The organism is Polynucleobacter sp. AP-Nickl1-40-C4 (assembly GCF_035012665.1).
Classification (GTDB): Bacteria; Pseudomonadota; Gammaproteobacteria; order Burkholderiales; family Burkholderiaceae; genus Polynucleobacter.
In genome coordinates, this window is the sequence record NZ_JAYGQR010000001.1 from 228,551 (window position 1) to 247,213 (window position 18,663).

Genomic DNA, 18,663 nt, shown 5'->3' on the forward strand with positions numbered 1-18,663 from the left:
TAAGGGCCGCTAACGACCCGAAGTAGATCTTTGCGGACAAGGCTAAACCGCCCAAACGAGTCTTAGCAGCAGAGGCATTGTTAGGGTAACTCTAATTATGGGTTAGATGGCCAATGCCCCATCTTTTTCTCTTTGGTAGCAATGTAAGCCTTATTCTCATTGGAAGGGTCAATATGCAATGGAATACGATTGACCACGTTTATACCTAAATCTACTAAGGCCAATATTTTGGCAGGATTATTAGTCATGAGCTGCACAGAGGAAATATTTAGCGCACTCAATATCGTTTTAGCGCCTTCATAACTTCGCAGATCAGCATCAAATCCAAAAAGATGGTTGACCTCTACCGAATCAGCCCCATATTCTTGCAGCTCATAAGCTTTGATTTTGTTAATGAGACCAATACCCGCCCTTCTTGATGAAGATAAACGATGGCGCCTCGACCGACTTTAGCGATTTCATACATAGCAGTCTTTAGTTGAGCACCACAATCGCAGCGCAAACTATGAAACACATCCCCCGTCAAACATTCAGAATGCTGTCAAATTCACCACAAACCTGCTACAACTTAAGCTATATAGTGCTTATTTCGCCAACTGCGTAAGTATTTGCCAATTCGGCAGTCTAATAAAGGTTAAATGCAATCAAATTAGGCTTCTTCAGCCTGATTTTGATGGAGCCAGCTGAATATGGCTACAGCACACTAGGTAGGTCAAAATGTAGGCTCCATGAAAAAATTACTCAAAAAAATTTACTTAGCAATTAGGAATCTAGGAAAACGCGTTGGGCAACTCCCTTTGTGGCCCAAGATCTACCGCTTTTCTAAAGAAAAGCTGTGCTGGGCGTATCAAAAGCTTTGCTCTTGGAACCTCAAACTCACCGCTTATGTTCAGCCCCGATTTGAAAAACTCATCCGCAAGATCAGCAAGAACCCTGATTTTTCATTGGGCGCAAGAGCTACTCAAATATTTGTATATGTAACTCTTTATATCCTATTAAGCGTCCTATGGCATTTCATTGGAGGATTCTTTGAGGACTCCAAAAGCCGTGCCGCTCGGATGCGCCCCGTCTCGGTGGTCACTTCTCCTGTGAAACTAGGACAGATTACCGTCATTCAAACCGCATTGGGTACAGTTACCCCCCGCAACACCGTTACCGTCCATTCACAAGTCAGCGGCACTCTAAGTAAGGTTTTCTTCAAAGAGGGAGATCTAGTAAAGGCCGGTCAATTGTTAGCTCTGATTGATCCACGCGCTTTCGAGGCTAGCCTCAAGCAAGCTGAGGGAACTTTGAATAAGGACAAAGCGCTATTGAATAATGCCGAATTAGACTTGAAACGCTATGACACTCTTTTAAAACAAGATTCGATTTCCCATCAAGTCTATGCGACCCAAAAAGCCTTAGTTCAGCAATACAAGGGCAATGTTCTGACTGACGAGGGCTTGGTCAGTAGTGCTAAATTGCAATTGGAATTCGCCCACATCACCTCACCGATTAATGGTCGCATTGGTTTGCGATTGGTAGATCCAGGCAACTTGGTGCAACCGAGCGACGCAAGCGGTCTGTTCGTTATCACACAGCTCCAGCCTACGACAGTCCTATTCTCAGTTCCTCAGGATGTCATCCCTTCGTTCAAAAAATTCCTGCAAGAGCCACCTCCTCCTGAAACTACGCCCAATGGAGATGCTCAGAAAGTAGAGACTGCTAGCGCCAAGACTGAACCATCTCAAGATCACAAGGGGCGCCATCGCAAGATTAGCCAAGATGCTAGTGTCGAACCTGCAGCAACCTCTGATGCCAGCGCAATACCTGAAAGAGTGATTATTCCCGTGGAAGCCTGGAATGCAGACAATAAGAAAAAATTGGCGACGGGTTATTTAGAAAGTATCGACAACCAAATTGATATCACAACCGGAACTGTTAAATTACGCGCCATCTTCCCCAACGAGGAGATGACCCTCTTTCCAAATCAGTTTGTGAATGTGCGAGTGGTCTTGGATGTGTTGTCTGATGTCGTAGTCATCCCCGTTCCCGCCGTTCAGCGTGGTACGCCTGGCACCTTTGTCTATCGACTGAATGTCAATCATTCCGTCTCCGTTGTTCCCGTTAAGCTGGGTCCAGCTGATGGAGACAGCGTTCAGGTGGTGAATGGTCTTGCGGCCGGCAATATTGTCGTGGTGGATGGCACCGACAAATTGCGTAATGGCGCCAAAGTGATGACTGGTGAAGCTTCAACCCCAACAACCGGCAAATCGCGCTGGCGTGAAGGGCAGAAGCAGAAAAATGCTGCGCCATAACGGACTGATGATCAGACTCATATGAATCCTTCGCGGATATTCATTCTTCGCCCGATTGCCACCTCATTACTCATGGTGGCAATTTTATTAGCGGGAATTCTTGCCTATCGTAACCTGCCGATTTCCTCGTTGCCACAAGTGGACTACCCTACCATCCAGGTAGTCACTCTTTATCCAGGCGGCAGCCCTGATGTGATGGCTTCTTTGGTAACTGCTCCACTCGAGCGTCAATTTGGTCAAATGCCAGGACTCAATCAGATGTCCTCCGTTAGTTCAGGTGGTGCATCGGTCATCGTCTTGCAATTTACGCTTGATCTGAATATGGATGTTGCTGAGCAAGAAGTGCAGGCAGCCATCAATGCGGCGAATTCTTTGCTACCAGGAGATTTACCTGCTCCGCCGATTTACAACAAGGTAAATCCTGCTGATACCCCGATTCTGACGCTAGCCATTACATCCCCCACTTTGCAACTGACCAGGGTTGAGGATTTGGTAGACACCCGCTTGGCACAAAAGATTTCCCAGATTCCAGGCGTAGGTCTGGTAAGTATTTCTGGCGGCCAAAGGCCAGCGGTTCGCATCATCGCCAACCCTCGCGCACTTGCTGCCAAAAGCTTAAGCCTGGATGATGTCCGCGTTGCCATTGGCAATGCCAACATTAACTCGGCCAAAGGGAGCTTTGATGGCCCTTATCAATCCTCAACAATTGACGCTAACGATCAGATTAAATCTGCCGAGGGTTATCAGGATCTTATCATCACCTATAACAATGGTGCCCCCGTAAGAGTCTCGGATGTGGCAAAAGTCATCAGTGCACCCGAGAATGTTCGCTTAGGCGCTTGGGCCAATAAACAACCCGCCATTATCCTAAATATTCAACGTCAACCTGGAGCCAACGTCATCCAAGTTGTGGATCAAATTAAAAAACTATTGCCGCAACTATCTGCGAGCTTGCCGCAAGCTCTGGAGGTCAAAATTCTCACAGACCGCACAAGCACTATTCGCGCTTCAGTGAATGATGTCCAGATAGAGTTACTCTTTTCTATATTGCTGGTAGTCTTAGTAATTTACGTCTTCTTAAGAAGCGTACCCGCCACCGTAATCCCAAGCGTTGCCGTACCTCTGTCTCTAATGGGGACCTTTGGCATTATGAGCTTGGCAGGCTTCTCACTTAATAATCTATCTCTCATGGCTTTAACGATTGCCACCGGCTTCGTGGTGGATGACGCCATTGTGATGATTGAGAATATTTCACGCTATATCGAAGAAGGTGACAGGCCGCTGGATGCAGCACTTAAGGGCTCCAAGCAAATTGGCTTCACCATTATCTCGCTGACCATCTCCTTGATTGCGGTGTTGATTCCATTGCTATTTATGGGTGATGTCGTTGGTAGACTCTTTAGAGAATTTGCAGTGACCTTGGCTGTAGCCATCATCATTTCAGCGATAGTCTCTCTCACATTGACGCCCATGATGTGTGCGCTACTACTCCATCACATTCCCGAGGATCAGCAATCTAGGTTCTACCATTGGAGTGGCGCCCTTTTTGACAAGTTGATTCACAAATACAGCATTGCACTGAATTGGGTATTAGATCGCCAAAAAACCACGCTTGGTGTTGCAGGATTGACTCTGGGCTTAACAATTGTGTTGTATATCTTCATCCCAAAAGGATTCTTTCCAAGCCAAGATACCGGGATGATTCAGGGGATTTCTGAGGCGCCTCAATCGATCTCTTATCAAGCAATGGCCAGTCGCCAACAAGCATTGACCGACATTGTCCTGAAAGATCCGGATGTTGAAAGTCTGTCCTCTTTTATTGGTGTGGATGGCACAAATGCAACCCTGAACAATGGGCGGATGCTGATTAATCTCAAAGCCCACGATCAGCGGGATGACATCAAAACAGTGCTTAGTCGCTTACAAGAAAAAGTGGATCAACTCTCTGATATCAAACTCTATCTTCAGCCCGTCCAAGATCTCACCATTGAGGATCGTGTCAGCAGAACACAGTATCAATTCACACTCGAGGATGCAAATGCAGATGAGTTAAGCGAATGGACACCGAAGATTATTCAAAAGCTCAATTCCCTACCCGAACTTAGTGAGGTAGCGAGTGATCTACAGAATAAGGGTTTGCAGTCTTATATTGATATTGACCGCGATATCGCTGCCCGCCTAGGGGTAACGATTGCCTCCATTGATAACGCTCTGTATAACGCTTATGGTCAACGCCTCATATCCACCATCTTTACCCAAACCAATCAATACCGCGTGGTCTTGCAAGCCAGCCCCAGCGTTGAGGTCGGCCTAAATGCCTTAGACGACATCTATGTTCCTGGTGCCGGTGGCAAGCAAATTCCATTAAGCGTTATTGCCACCATTGAAGAGCGAAATGGCCCGCTTAATATCAATCACCAGGGACAGTTTCCGTCAGCAACAGTGTCATTTAATCTCAGTCGCACAGCCTCTCTGGGGGATGCCGTTCAGGCGATTAACGACGCCGAAAATGAGCTACAAGTCCCTGCCAGCTTAGTCACGCGCTTCCAAGGTGCATCTAAGGCATTCAACGCATCACTGAGCAATACCGTCACCCTAATCTTTGCCGCCATTATTTGTATGTACATCGTTTTGGGCATCCTGTACGAAAGCTATATCCACCCCATTACGATCTTGTCTACCTTGCCATCGGCAGGCGTTGGTGCCCTGCTGGCTCTCATCGTCTCCGGTAATGACCTAGGGATTATTGGCGTCATTGGCATCATCTTGCTGATTGGTATTGTCAAAAAGAACGCCATCATGATGATCGACTTTGCGCTTGAAGCCGAGCGTACCGAGGGCAAATCATCACGTGACGCCATTTATGAGGCCTGCCTACTCCGTTTGCGCCCGATTCTGATGACCACGATGGCAGCCCTACTTGGTGCTTTGCCCCTCATGCTGGGCACTGGGACCGGCTCAGAATTGCGACATCCCCTCGGGATTACTATGGTCGGAGGCTTACTGGTAAGTCAAGTGCTCACCCTCTTCACTACGCCCGTCATTTACTTAGCGTTTAATCAACTCTCGGGTCGCCTTAAGTCGTATCGAGCCAGTCGTCGCGCTTAATCCATGAATACACGAATTTGCAGATGAATATCTCCGCTCCATTTATTCATCGGCCTATTGCCACAACCCTATTGATGATTGCCACAGTGTTGGCAGGCATTACGGCATTTACACTGCTACCGGTTTCGCCCTTACCGCAAGTTGACTTTCCAACGATCTCAGTATCAGCCAGCCTCCCTGGCGCTAGCCCTGAGACTATGGCGGCGACCGTTGCCACTCCGCTTGAGCGCTCTTTAGGCAGAATTGCTGGCGTTACTGAAATGACCTCTACCAGCTCTTTGGGGTCCACACGCATTACCTTGCAATTTGATCTGAACCGAAACATCGACGGTGCAGCAAACGATGTCCAAGCTGCCATCAACGCTGCGCATAGCCTCTTGCCCACCGGCTTACCAAGCAACCCCACCTACCGCAAGGTAAACCCAGCGGATGCCCCCATCATGATTTTGAGTTTGACCTCAGAAACGATGCCGCGCGCACATCTGTATGATGCCGCCTCCACCATCCTGGCACAAAAACTAGCGCAGTCTAAGGGCATTGGCCAGGTGACAGTGGGAGGTAGTTCTCTACCAGCCGTTCGGGTAGAAATTAACCCCACTCTCATGTCTGCATTAGGCATTGGCTTTGAAGATGTGCGCACTGCCATTGCCGCTTCAAATACCGTACGACCTAAAGGTGTAATTGAAAGTGGCGATCGCGCTTGGCAAGTCGTTGCCAACGATACTTCAAAGACTGCTCAAGACTACATGCCAGTCATTGTGGGTTATCACAATAACGCGCCCATTCGCATTCAAGACATTGCGCAAGTTGTCGACTCTGTTGAAGATCTGCGTAATGGCGGCCTAGCCAACGGCAAGCCCGCCGTACTACTGGTGCTTTGGCGACAACCGGGCGCCAATATCATTGATACAGTTGAAGGTGTAAAAGCACTTCTCCCCCAGCTCAAGGCATCTATTCCGGCGGCAATCAATATGGAGATTGCGCTTGATAGAACACCTACCATCCGCGCCTCACTCAGGGAAGTCGAGCGTACACTGATTTTGTCGGTCATTTTGGTAGTCATGGTGGTATTTCTGTTTCTCGGTAATGTCAGGGCCACCATTATTCCTAGTATTGCGGTGCCTGTTTCACTGATTGGCACATTTGCTGCAATGTATTTATGCGGCTTTTCTCTTAATAACCTCTCACTCATGGCTCTCACAATTGCTACAGGTTTTGTGGTGGATGACGCAATCGTGGTGCTGGAAGTCATTTCACGAAAAATAGAAGATGGAGAGACGCCCTTTCTAGCTGCGATCTCGGGGGCCCGAGAAGTTGGGTTTACGGTAATCTCCATCAGCGTATCTCTAGTAGCGGTATTCATCCCAATCTTATTAATGGGTGGCATTGTTGGGCGGCTCTTTCGGGAATTTGCTATCACCCTTTCGGTCGCCATTGGCGTCTCTTTAGTAATTTCCCTCACTGCGACACCGATGCTTTGCGCCAGGCTACTCAAGCCTCATGGCACAAAGACAAGCGGCCGCTTCATGCAAGCCGTCGAACGATTTTTTAGCAACGTGAATCAGCGCTACGCCAGTTCACTCGAATACGCGTTAAAGCATAAACGCATGACGATGATGGTTTTATTTTCAGTTATCACCTTAAATGTATATCTCTATATCAGCATCCCCAAGGGATTCTTTCCGCAGCAAGATACCGGCAGAATTGTTGGCAGTATTCAGGCGGACCAAGACATCTCCTTCCAGGCAATGCAGTTAAAGATGGGTCAGTTCATGAGCATCGTGATGCAAGATCCTGATGTTGATAAAGTTGTGAGCTTTAATGGTGGCGGTCAAACCAATACGGGTAGCCTGTTTGTGGCGCTCAAAGCCCTCAGTGACCGACAAGGCAGCATGGACGAAGTGCTTGCTAGATTGAGGCGCAAGCTCAATGCAGTTGCAGGGGCTACCCTCTACCTACAGCCCGTACAAGATATCCGCATTGGTGGAAGACCTAGTAATGCACTGTATCAATTCACCCTCCTTGGTGACAGCCTAGAAGATTTAAGAGCGTGGGGGCCTAAGATTCGCTTTGCCATGACAGATTTGCCAGAGCTAGTGGATGTCAATACCGATGCGCAAGATAAGGGCATGCAGACCACTCTCAATATCAATCATGACACTGCAGCCAAATTAGGGCTCACCACTAATCTCATTGATACAACACTGAACGATGCTTTTGGTCAACGCCAGGTATCCACTATCTTTAACCCCTTAAATCAATATCACGTTGTCATGGAGGTTGCTCCGCAATACTGGCAAAACCCTGATATGCTCAAACAAATTTATGTCAGTACTGCTGCCCCCGCCCCTAACTCGTTTGCTGTAGGTGCAGCGCAATCTATTACGGCAGCAACGATTCCGATCAGCGCCATCCACAGCCCCGGATCTAAAACGACTGGTGGCCAAGTGCCTCTAGCCGCTTTTTCTAGTTATGGTCCTACCAATACACCTTTGGTAGTGAATCACCAAGGTCAATTTACTGCGACCACCATCTCATTTAATCTGCCTGAAGGCGTATCGCTTGGCCAAGCCTCAGAAGCCATTTATGCCATGATGGATCGGCTAAATGTTCCGAATTCTATAAGAGCCAGCTTCCAGGGAGCAGCGAAGGCTTTTCAAGATTCCCTATCGAGTCAACCCTGGTTAATACTGGCCGCCTTCATCACCGTCTACATAGTTTTAGGCATTTTGTATGAGAGCCTGATTCATCCCATCACCATCCTCTCGACCCTACCTTCAGCAGGTGTTGGCGCACTACTGGCGCTGATGATCTTTAATACTGAGTTCAGCATCATTGCGCTAATTGGGGTCATTCTCTTGATTGGCATTGTCAAAAAGAATGCCATCATGATGATTGACTTTGCGATTCACGCCCAAAGAACTGACGGACTCTCGCCGCACGATGCAATCTATAAAGCCTGCTTGCTGCGCTTCCGCCCCATTCTAATGACCACTATGGCAGCCATTCTCGGAGCTGTTCCTTTGGCCATTGGATCCGGGGATGGCGCAGAATTTCATCGGCCGCTTGGTATTTCCATTGTGGGCGGCCTCATCATGAGTCAATTGCTCACGCTATACACAACACCAGTGGTCTATCTTTACATGGAGCGTTTGCGCACCTGGAAATGGAATAAGAAATGAATTCAATACAAAACAATCTTCACCTCAAGACTGCAAAAAAAATTCTGAGTGCCATAGGTCTTTTGGCGATCATGACAAGCTGCATGATGGGCCCCGACTACAGCAAACCTGACAGCGCAACAGCACCCAGCTACAAAGAAACCGACGATAGCAAGAGTGGTAATGGCTGGAAAATTGCACAGCCAAATGAAGCGGGTATGCAAGAAAAATGGTGGGAGATTTACCATGACCCAGACCTCAATCAGCTAATAGATAAGGTCAATGTTGATAATCAAAACATCATTGCCTCCGAAGCCCAGTATCGCCAAGCCACCGCCTTATTAACCCAAGCCCGTGCCGCCCTATTCCCAACTTTGACGATGAACGGCAGCGGTAATCGTGGAACCGTGAACGGCGGAAGCAATGGTAATCTATCTAGCGTTAACCAAACGTTCAACGCCAATGTTGGAGCAAGCTGGGTACCGGATATCTGGGGCCAAGTCAGACGCAATGTTGAAGCCAGCAAAGATACTACGCAGGCTTCGGCTGCGCAGGTCGATGCACTTAGACTATCAACCCAGGCTACCCTTGCCCAAACGTATTTCCAACTGCGCATTGCTGACATGCAAATCAAGATGTATGACAGCACCATCAAAACTTATGAAAAATCACTCCAGATTACCCAGAATCAATACAACGCTGGCATCGTTACTCAGCTGGACGTTGCTCAGGCGAGCACCCTCCTAGAGTCGACTGTCGCGCTGGCAATTGATGTCAGCCTATCGAGAGCCCAACTTGAGCATGCGATTGCCGTATTGATTGGGCAGACACCATCCACTTTCTCACTCACGCCACAAATGCTTTCGATTGATCCGGTAACACATTTAGTAGTCAGCCCAGTATCCAAATTGGTGGCTGATTTACCCGATGTTCCAGTGGGGGTGCCATCAACGCTCTTAGAGCGTCGTCCAGATATTGCAGCAGCTGAACGCCAAATGGCTGCAGCCAACGCCAAAATTGGTGTGGCGACAGCCGCCTTCTTCCCTACGCTGACCATCTCTGCCGCAGGTGGGTATCAGGGCGCAGATTTGCCGGGCCTGATCAGTATGCCTTTGCGCTATTGGGCAATTGGACCCGCGATCGCACAGCCTTTATTTGATGGTGGCCTCAGAATCGGCGCATACCAACAAGCTGGCGCAGTCTATGATCAAAACGTCGCGCTCTATCGTCAAACTATTTTGGCAGCGTTTCAGAATGTTGAAGACAACTTGGTTGCCCTCAGATTACTGCAAAGTGAGAGTAAGTCACAAGCAAGCGCTGTCAAGCACGCCCAAGATGCAGTGCGCATCAGTGAAAATCAATACAAATCAGGAATTATTACTTACTTGGATGTAGCCACTTCGCAGGCGGCGGAATTATCCAATGAACGAATCCTGATGTCTCTACTTAATCGTCAAATTGCAGCCCATGTTGGTCTAATTACCGCGCTTGGCGGCGGCTGGGACGTCAATCAAATTGCAGATAAATAAATCTGTGCAGATCAATTGCATTTAGAGGGTTGATAGACTTAATTCGGACATGAAATCGACGCGATTGAGATCTTCTTCTTGATGCAGAAATAGCTTTTATGCAAGCAGTACAGAGGCTAACAGCGCAATAGACGTAAGCAATAGAGTTAATTTGCGATGGGCTCTAACCATCACCAAGACATCAGTCCGAGCATGGGATGGCTACTCGCCTTATGCGGTGAAGGGCTGCCAGTCTTGTGTCAACCTATCTTCAAAATTTGTCAATGGGGTCGGGGCTTGAATTTGATCAAGCTTACGCCTGAGATTTTCTTTGGTCTTTACATTTTTTACCTTATACCCCCCAGTTCTGACTTCCGTCTTAGCTTTGCCCGATACAACAGTTGGCCTAGGCTATTTTTATTCATCCTTAAAGAAATGCCGATTTGCTCGGGTTTGAAAGGTTAACTTTTAGCCATATTTAATACCCCTTTAGGATGAAAATTATCAAAAATCCTCTCTGATGGAGTGGTACTAAAAATCAGGTCAATTCAGTTACAGGCCACTAGTTAAAAAGTCAAAATCCGATCTCCAACTGTCGCTTTGCGACCCATAGCAGGCTATCGAGACAACAAAAAACCCGCCTAAGCGGGTTGGTTAGTCCGCCATGGTTTGAATAAGTCACCAAAACTAAGGGTTCCTCGATCTATACCCATTTATTACTTATCGGCAAGTTCTTCAAACAAATGAAAATCATTCTTATTTAGATGTTAAGATGATAACCATTCTCATTTGATATATTTGATATTTCATGCCTTTAACTAACCGCCTGATGGTGCTGGGCACTATTTTTATTGCCCTGGCGAGTGCAGGCCTCTCTCTGGAGGCTATTGCAGCACCACCACCAATCAATATTTCGGCTATGAATGATGATAACTACGCTTCTAGTAAAGGATTTTGGGGATTTACCGATGGAATCAATCGAAGTAGCGCTCTACTGGGTGATATGTGGGGCCTTCGTACCGACCTAAGTAAACATGGCATCTCCTTGGCGATTTTAGAAACAAGCGAATACATGGGCAATGTCAACGGCGGCGTAAAGCAAAGCGCTGCTTATGATGGCCTTACTCAGATCGTGGCACAAATGGACACAAATCGCGCCTTTGGTCACTACGGGGGGTTGGCTAATGTCAGCGTTCTAAATCTCCATGGCAATAACCTGAGCGCTCAAAACCTATACACATTACAAACGGCGAGTGGCATTGTGGGCGATCAAGCCACCCGGCTTTGGGAGATTTGGTATGACCAAAAGTTCCTAGATGAAGATCGCCTGAGTGTGCGCGTTGGACAGCAAAGCTTAGATCAGGAGTTTATGGTTAGTACAAACGCTCTTTATTTTATTAATACGATGTTTGGCTGGCCCATGCTTCCTTCTGCCAATATGCCCTCCGGTGGGCCCGCCTATCCATTGTCAGCATTGGGGGTTCGTTTTAATGTCAGACCTGTTGATGGCTTTAACTTATTGGTCGGCGCATTTAATGGTGATCCAGTTAAAAACAATAACGAGAGCGATCCACAACTCCAAAACCGCTATGGAACTAGCTTTCCCACTAACGGCGGACAGCTTTATATCGCCGAAGCCCAATTCTCCTACCCCACATTGGGCAGCATGGTTGAGCCTGGACAAACCAAATCGCTAGGCTATACCTATAAAATTGGCGCCTGGTATAACACCAATAATTTTTCGAATATGGCGGTCGATACCAATGGGCTATCTTTAGCGGACCCCAATAGCAATGGTAATCCCCTTCAGCATCAAGGTAACTATGCTTGGTATGCAGTGGCTGATCAGCTGATTTGGCGTGATGACAAAGACCCCAATCGAACCGTAGGAATATTTGGCCGTGTCATGGGAACTCCACTGAAAGCCTATAACCTGATTGACTTTAGTACAAACATTGGTGCTGTGATGCATAGCCCATTTAAAAATCGCCCGGCTGATACCCTGGGTTTAGGCGTTGGTTATGCCCATGTCAGCAATCAAGTAGCGCAGCTTGATCAAAATACCGCCAACTTCACCAATACTTTTACGCCCATTCGCAATAGCGAAACGTTTGTGGAGCTAACCTATCAGTATCAATGGAAGCCGTGGATTCAGATTCAGCCAGACATTCAATATGCAATGAATCCTGGCGGTGGATTAGCTAACCCCAATATTCCCAATTCAAAAATTAAGAACGAGCTGATTTTAGGCATCCGAACCAACATTTCATTCTAATGAAGATTAATACTTCCCTTACCAATAAATTGACTATGAACATCTTTTTATCAATGCCATCCAAGCAGTCGACCATGTTGCCACCACAAACGTTGTCGATGACTGTACTTTCATGTATTGGCATTTTTTTAATGTGCCTATCTTCCGCCCATGCCGAACCAAAGGGAATGTTAGAAACCATTAAGCGTCATCAGTTTTTAACTTCAACGATTCCAGATAATGGGGACGTAAACCCATACGCAGTAGTGGTGGCACCCGTTTCTTTCGGTGCAATTGAAAAGGATGATGTGCTGGTTGATAACTTTAACAATATCTCCAATCTTCAAGGTACTGGCACAACGATTATTCGCTATCGACCCAGCACCAAAGAAACAAAACTGTTTGCACAGGTGCCCCAAAAATTAAAAGAATGTCCAGGGGGCGTAGGACTTACGACCGCGATGACCATGCTTAAAAGTGGCTGGGTGATTGTGGGAAGCACCCCAAGCACCGATGGCACAACCAGAACGAAGGGAGATGGTTGTATTTTGGTATTTGACCCCAATGGTAAGCATGTTTCCACCTGGAAAGGCCCCACTATTAATGGACCCTGGGGGAATATAGCCACTATTGATCGCGGTGATAGCGTTATGCTCTTTATTAGCATGGCTGGCTTTGATTTACCAAGCCCCGATGTGATTGACCCAAAAACTGACTACCCTGTTATTGTGAACAAGGCTACGGTATTGCGCTTAGAGCTCACCATTCCAAATGGCAAGCCGCCGGTCCTCAAAAGCCAAACAGTCATCGGGGATGGTTTTTCGCATCGTTCAGATCTTGCAAATTTTTTACTGGGACCCACAGGCCTAGCTTTAGGTTCAGATGACACGCTTTACGTCACCGATGGCCTAGACAATGAAATTACCGCCATTGCCCATGCCAGCACTAGAACCGATAGTGCCGGTAAAGGGGAATTAGTGACCAAAGAAGGTTTATTGGCATGGCCATTAGCAATGATTATGACGCCTGAGGGTCATTTAATTGTCGCCAATGGAAAAAATGGGCAGGCTGTGGAAATAGATCCGATAGAGAAAAAGCAGATTTACGCCCATTGGCTCAATGCCAATCAAGCACAGTCTCCGCCTGGAAATGGCAATCTTTTTGGACTTGCGCTTGCCCCCGATGGAAAAAGTTTTTATTACGTTGAAGATGACATCAACTCATTACGGATTGCTAAACCATGAGTACTTTTAAGCCACAAGGGCGCCGATCATTTCTAAAAAGCGCAGCAATATCGGCAATTGCATTGCCCTTCACCTCAAACACGCAGGCTGCTGACTGCAAAGCGAAAAGACCAACCGAATTATTTTGGGGCAAGCATCAATCAGGTATCACTACCCCACAACAAACGAATACGTATTTCATCGCTTTTGATATGGTCTCAAAAAATCGAGAGGATCTGATTGAGCTGCTTAAGCGCTGGACACAGGCGAGCGCTCAAATGATGGGCAGCTCAGAGCAATTTGATTTAAAGACAAACCCTGATCTACCTCCAACTAGCCCAGGCGAGGCCGTTGGACTATCCAGCGCTGGACTTACCTTAACTTTTGGCTTTGGCCCCGCGCTATTTGAAAAAGACGGCATTGATCGTTTTGGAATATCTGCGCAACGACCAGAAGCCCTCAAAGATTTACCAAGATTTGCAGGCGATCAACTTCTTCCTGAAAAATGCGGGGGAGATCTTTCTGTACAAGCCTGTGCTTATGATCCCCAGGTTGTTGAATATGCCGTTAGACGCCTTGCAAAACTCGCCAATGGCATTGCCGTTATGCGCTGGGCTCAAATGGGTTTTAGCGGAGACTTCGCCCCAAATCAAACCCCAAGAAATCAAATGGGATTTAAAGATGGAACGATCAATGTCTCAGGCAAAGATCCCAAAGCATTGGATCAATTTATTTGGGTGGGCAATGAAGGCCCCAAGTGGCTTCAAAATGGCAGTTATATGGTCATCCGCCCCATACGCATTTCTGTTGAGCATTGGGATGAGATGAAACTTTCCTTCCAAGAAGAAACTGTAGGTAGGCATAAAGCATCTGGCGCGCCAATTGGAAAGAAAAAAGAGTCTGATCCTCTTGGCTTAGATCGAGAAGATAAAGATGGCAATCCGATCATCAATGAAAATTCCCATGTTGCTTTATCAGCACCAGAAAATAATGGCGGAGCGCAAATCTTAAGACGAGCTTTTTCTTATGACAATGGGATTGTCAAGGTGGCTGAGCGTTGGCCTCCATGGCGCCAAGTAACCACCTTTGATGCAGGTCTTTTATTTCAGTGCTACCAAAAAGATCCAACCCTTGGGTTTACTCGAATCTTTGCTAAGATGGCGCAGATAGATATGCTTAATCAATTTACAACCCATGTAGGCAGTGGTTTATTTGCATGCCCTCCCGGCGCCAAGGAAGGTGAGTTTATTGGACAAGGGCTCTTTATTTAAATTCATAAAAATAGCAAATCTTGAGAAGTTAGATGAATAAATCCTTTGCGCCCTCACATATAGTTCCACTAATTGTGGCGACGGCCTTCTTTATGGAAAACTTAGATGGCACAGTGATCACCACTGCACTGCCCCAGATGGCTCAAACATTAGGAGTAAATGCCATAGATATGAGTGTCGGCATAACTGCATATTTGATTACGCTGGCAGTCTTCATTCCAGTTAGCGGATGGCTCTCTGATCGCCTAGGATCTCAAACCGTATTTGGCTCAGCTGTTGGCATATTTACCGTTGCCTCTGTTCTGTGCGCCATTAGTCAGACGGTAAATCAGTTTATGATCGCTCGAATTCTTCAGGGGATTGGGGGAGCAATGATGGTTCCCGTTGGACGATTAATTGTCCTGAGAACCACGCCTAAATCGGAGTTGGTTAAAACTATTGCCTTAATCACATGGCCAGGATTGGTAGCTCCTGTAATTGGACCTCCATTAGGCGGCTTCTTGACTACCTATCTCTCATGGCATTGGATCTTTATTCTTAATGTGCCGCTAGGCCTATTAGGCATCTTTCTCATTAGAAAATATGTGTCTAATGCTCATCAGCTCGAAAAGCGCCCTCTTGATTACATTGGATTTTTGATCATAGGGAGCGCCCTGGGGTTCACAATCATTGGTGTTGAGCTAGTCGGCAGCGAGGGATTTAGCAAGCAAGCTATTGGCTATACAGCCTTTGGAATTATCTGCGGAATTGCTGCCTGGTTTCATGCTAAAAAGCACACCCATCCTTTGCTCGATTTTTCTGTACTCAAAGTTCCCACATTTGGCATTACATTTTTCTCGGGCTCATTTACGCGAGTCCTATTAGGAGCAACCCCGTTCTTGGCACCCTTGATGTTCCAAATTGCCTTTGGCTATAGTGCTTTTATGTCAGGCCTTTTATTTTTTGCGGCCATGCTTGGCAATATTGGCCTCAAACCTCTAACCCCCATGCTTTTAGAGCGCTTTGGCTTTCGCAATATCATGCTTGGCAATGGGTTTATTGCAGCCATTGCTGCCATGATTTGCGGCATGCTCTCTCGCGATTCGAGCATTATCGGCATTATCTTGGCCATGTTTATCTATGGCGTTAGTCGATCAATGCAATTTACTTGCATCCAAACCCTAGCCTTTGTAGATATACCGCCAGAAAAAATGAGCGGGGCAAATACCCTTTTTAGCACTATTGGTCAACTTGCCCAAGGTATCGGGGTTGCCTTGGGGGCAGCCATTATTCACATTACCGTTATAGCTAGAGATGGGAATATCAATAACCCATCAGCATTGGATTTTCGTATTACCTTTTTTGTCGTAGGGGCGCTTATATTTATTTCGCTCAAGGGGTATTTAAAACTTAAACCTGATGCTGGCTCAGCAGCAAGCAAGCATCGGGTTTCGACTTCCGCCTAATTTAATTTATACGGCATCCCATGCTTACCCACATTGGGATAGACATAAGTCCTCTTGACTGGACGCATACCAATAATTTGCACTTCAACTGGTTCTTTTAAGGAACCAGTTGAAGTGAACTGCATTAGCCGGATGAAACATGATGCTAGCACTAGATGCGCTCATCTTTCTAGCAAGCTCCATCTTTTCATACCTATCCATTCGAAGCAATTCAAAGAAGGTTTATTTTGAAGATATTGCGGATAAGTTCTTTATGCTCGCATTGATCTGCATGGGTGCCGCAGTCTTACTTCTGACATATGAAATTGTGTAGGCGGTGTGATGGTTGCATCTGGCCGATAGCGGACGCCCCAAGGCAAAAAAATGGATGTCATCACCATTAATTAAGCAAACCAAGCATTGACGCCTCATCAATCACCGGCACACCCAATTCCTCTGCCTTGGTGAGCTTACTTCCTGCGTCTGCACCAGCAACCACATAGTCTGTTTTCTTGGAGACTGATCCAGCAACCTTTGCGCCTGCCTTTTCTAGAAGATCTTTTGCTTCATCTCTTGTCATGGTTGGGAATGTACCAGTCAGGACAAAGGTCTTACCTGCAACGGCTGCGCTAATGACTTTTTCTTCTACGGCGAGCTGCATTCCAGAAGCTAAGAGTTGCTCAATTACCTCACGATTGTGAGCTTCTTGCATAAAGCTGGTGATGGAGTCTGCAACAACGGGGCCTACGTCTTTAACGGTTAGCAGATCCTCAAGATTTGCATCCATTAAGGCATGCATCGTTTGATAGTGATTCGCTAGATCCTTAGCTGTGGTCTCTCCCACATGACGGATACCCAATGCAAAGATAAATCTCGCTAAGGTGGTGTTTCTAGATTGATTGATTGCCTGAATGAGATTGTCTGCAGACTTCTCACCCATACGCTCTAGGTTAGCTAGCGCAGTAAAACCAAGTTTGTAGAGATCAGCCGGAGTTCTAACAAGATTGTGATCAACTAACTGATCAACAATTTTCTCACCTAAGCCTTCAATATCGAGCGCTCTTCTGTGGGCAAAGTGAATCAAGGCCTGCTTGCGCTGCGCGCCACAGAATAATCCGCCACTACAACGCGCAACTGCTTCATCTGCTAAGCGCTCGATATGGGAATCACATACCGGACAGTTTGTAGGCATCACAAATTCTCTTGCATCGGCTGGACGTCGATCCTTAATCACAGAAACCACTTCCGGAATGACATCACCTGCTCTACGCACTGATACGGTATCGCCAATACGCACATCTTTGCGCTTAACCTCATCTTCATTGTGCAAGGTTGCATTGGTAACAGTTACACCACCAACCTCTACTGGAGCAAGTCGTGCCACCGGAGTAATTGCTCCTGTTCGACCTACTTGCACATCGATACCTAAAACAGTAGTCAGAGCTTCTTGTGCTGGGTACTTATGGGCGAGCGCAAATCTAGGAGCTCTTGAAACAAATCCCAACTTAGCTTGCTCAGCAAATGAGTTCACCTTATAGACCACACCATCAATGTCATACGGCAATGAATCCCTCTTGGCCCCCACTTCGTTATAGAACGCCAAGATCTCCTCTACCGAATGCAAAACCTTGCGCTCAGCGCACACTGGCAAGCCCAGTTCAGCGTAAGTATTAAGCAATTCTTCATGGGTTTGAGGCAACCAAGAGGCTGGCTCTAGGGCGCCCAAGCCATAAGCAAAGAAAGAAAGTGGCCGTTTAGCAGTGATCTTCGAATCCAATTGACGAAGACTACCTGCTGCAGCATTGCGAGGGTTGGCGAATTCTTTCTCACCCAACTCTGCCGCTTGTCGATTCATCTTCTCGAAGTCTTTGAGGTACATAAAGACTTCTCCACGCACTTCTAGAACTTTCGGAATATTCTTGCCCGTGAGCTTGAGAGGAATAGCACGAATCGTTTTGATATTAGCGGTAACATCCTCGCCGCTGGCACCGTCACCTCGGGTTGCTGCTGTTACCAGGGAGCCATTTTCATAGCGAAGAGAAATCGCCAAGCCATCAAACTTCAATTCCCCTGCATAGGTCACATGATTAGCATGAAGAGCCTCACGACAACGACGATCAAAGGCAATCAGCTCACTATCTTCAAATGCATTATTTAAAGAAAGCATTGGTACCGCATGGGTAACCGAATCAAACTCTTTTAGTGCTGTTCCACCTACCCGCTGAGACAAGGATTCTGGGGTGACCCATTCTGGATGAGCAGCTTCAATATCAATTAGCTCTCTATAGAGGCGGTCGTATTCAATATCAGGAAGAAGCGGATTATCTAAAACGTAATAGGCATGCTCTAGACGGGCAAGCTCTACTTGCAAGAATGCGTAACGCTCCGCTAAATTTGTCGGACTAGTAGACGACAAA

General features: G+C 46.8%; 11 protein-coding genes and 1 pseudogene. 9 read left to right on the forward strand and 3 right to left on the reverse strand.

The window, feature by feature from the left end:
- Positions 1-95 precede the first annotated feature (95 nt).
- Positions 96-514, reverse strand: a pseudogene (locus tag VC182_RS01080) (hypothetical protein).
- A gap of 214 nt (positions 515-728) precedes the next feature.
- Between VC182_RS01080 and VC182_RS01085 the strand changes: the two are divergent.
- From VC182_RS01085 to VC182_RS01120, 8 genes are all read left to right on the forward strand, one after another.
- Positions 729-2,297, forward strand: coding sequence for an efflux RND transporter periplasmic adaptor subunit (locus VC182_RS01085; RefSeq protein ID WP_323484219.1), 1,569 nt, complete (start codon positions 729-731; stop codon positions 2,295-2,297).
- A gap of 21 nt (positions 2,298-2,318) precedes the next feature.
- Positions 2,319-5,405, forward strand: coding sequence for an MdtB/MuxB family multidrug efflux RND transporter permease subunit (locus VC182_RS01090; protein ID WP_071467230.1), 3,087 nt, complete (start codon positions 2,319-2,321; stop codon positions 5,403-5,405).
- A 23-nt stretch (positions 5,406-5,428) separates the two neighbouring features.
- The gene (locus VC182_RS01095) at positions 5,429-8,587 is read left to right on the forward strand and encodes an efflux RND transporter permease subunit (protein WP_323484220.1); all 3,159 of its coding nucleotides are present in this window, start codon (positions 5,429-5,431) and stop codon (positions 8,585-8,587) included.
- Positions 8,584-10,095, forward strand: coding sequence for an efflux transporter outer membrane subunit (locus tag VC182_RS01100; protein ID WP_323484221.1), 1,512 nt, complete (start codon positions 8,584-8,586; stop codon positions 10,093-10,095). Before VC182_RS01095 ends, VC182_RS01100 begins: the two co-directional genes overlap by 4 nt.
- A 787-nt stretch (positions 10,096-10,882) precedes the next feature.
- Positions 10,883-12,349, forward strand: coding sequence for a carbohydrate porin (locus VC182_RS01105; RefSeq protein ID WP_323484222.1), 1,467 nt, complete (start codon positions 10,883-10,885; stop codon positions 12,347-12,349).
- A 35-nt stretch (positions 12,350-12,384) separates the two neighbouring features.
- Complete coding sequence (locus tag VC182_RS01110; RefSeq protein WP_323484223.1) at positions 12,385-13,572, forward strand: hypothetical protein; 1,188 nt, start codon at positions 12,385-12,387, stop codon at positions 13,570-13,572.
- The gene (locus VC182_RS01115) at positions 13,569-14,822 is read left to right on the forward strand and encodes a Dyp-type peroxidase (RefSeq protein ID WP_323484224.1); all 1,254 of its coding nucleotides are present in this window, start codon (positions 13,569-13,571) and stop codon (positions 14,820-14,822) included. Before VC182_RS01110 ends, VC182_RS01115 begins: the two co-directional genes overlap by 4 nt.
- Before the next feature lie 32 nt (positions 14,823-14,854).
- Positions 14,855-16,267, forward strand: coding sequence for an MFS transporter (locus VC182_RS01120; protein ID WP_216243980.1), 1,413 nt, complete (start codon positions 14,855-14,857; stop codon positions 16,265-16,267).
- On the opposite strand, the gene VC182_RS01125 is transcribed toward VC182_RS01120, so the two are convergent.
- Entirely contained in the window at positions 16,264-16,392 is a 129-nt protein-coding gene (locus tag VC182_RS01125; RefSeq protein WP_323484225.1) for a hypothetical protein, read from the reverse strand. The two genes, VC182_RS01120 and VC182_RS01125, sit on opposite strands and share 4 nt — an antisense overlap.
- A gap of 14 nt (positions 16,393-16,406) precedes the next feature.
- Here VC182_RS01125 and VC182_RS01130 point away from each other — a divergent pair, with 14 nt between their 5' ends.
- Positions 16,407-16,580 (forward strand): hypothetical protein, encoded by a 174-nt coding sequence (locus tag VC182_RS01130; protein WP_323484226.1) that lies wholly within the window; start codon positions 16,407-16,409, stop codon positions 16,578-16,580.
- A 66-nt stretch (positions 16,581-16,646) separates the two neighbouring features.
- Here the strand turns inward: VC182_RS01130 and ligA are convergent, their stop codons facing one another.
- Entirely contained in the window at positions 16,647-18,662 is a 2,016-nt protein-coding gene (ligA, locus tag VC182_RS01135; protein ID WP_323484227.1) for an NAD-dependent DNA ligase LigA, read from the reverse strand.
- Position 18,663 lies beyond the last annotated feature (1 nt).

Coding starts and splice junctions, on each gene's coding strand:
- VC182_RS01085 (WP_323484219.1), top strand. CDS start 729: ATGAAAAAATTACTCAAAAAAATTTACTTAGCAATTAGGAATCTAGGA.
- VC182_RS01120 (WP_216243980.1), top strand. CDS start 14,855: ATGAATAAATCCTTTGCGCCCTCACATATAGTTCCACTAATTGTGGCG.
- VC182_RS01095 (WP_323484220.1), top strand. CDS start 5,429: ATGAATATCTCCGCTCCATTTATTCATCGGCCTATTGCCACAACCCTA.
- VC182_RS01130 (WP_323484226.1), top strand. CDS start 16,407: ATGATGCTAGCACTAGATGCGCTCATCTTTCTAGCAAGCTCCATCTTT.
- VC182_RS01110 (WP_323484223.1), top strand. CDS start 12,385: ATGAACATCTTTTTATCAATGCCATCCAAGCAGTCGACCATGTTGCCA.
- VC182_RS01090 (WP_071467230.1), top strand. CDS start 2,319: ATGAATCCTTCGCGGATATTCATTCTTCGCCCGATTGCCACCTCATTA.
- VC182_RS01115 (WP_323484224.1), top strand. CDS start 13,569: ATGAGTACTTTTAAGCCACAAGGGCGCCGATCATTTCTAAAAAGCGCA.
- VC182_RS01125 (WP_323484225.1), bottom strand. CDS start 16,392: ATGCAGTTCACTTCAACTGGTTCCTTAAAAGAACCAGTTGAAGTGCAA.
- VC182_RS01105 (WP_323484222.1), top strand. CDS start 10,883: ATGCCTTTAACTAACCGCCTGATGGTGCTGGGCACTATTTTTATTGCC.
- VC182_RS01100 (WP_323484221.1), top strand. CDS start 8,584: ATGAATTCAATACAAAACAATCTTCACCTCAAGACTGCAAAAAAAATT.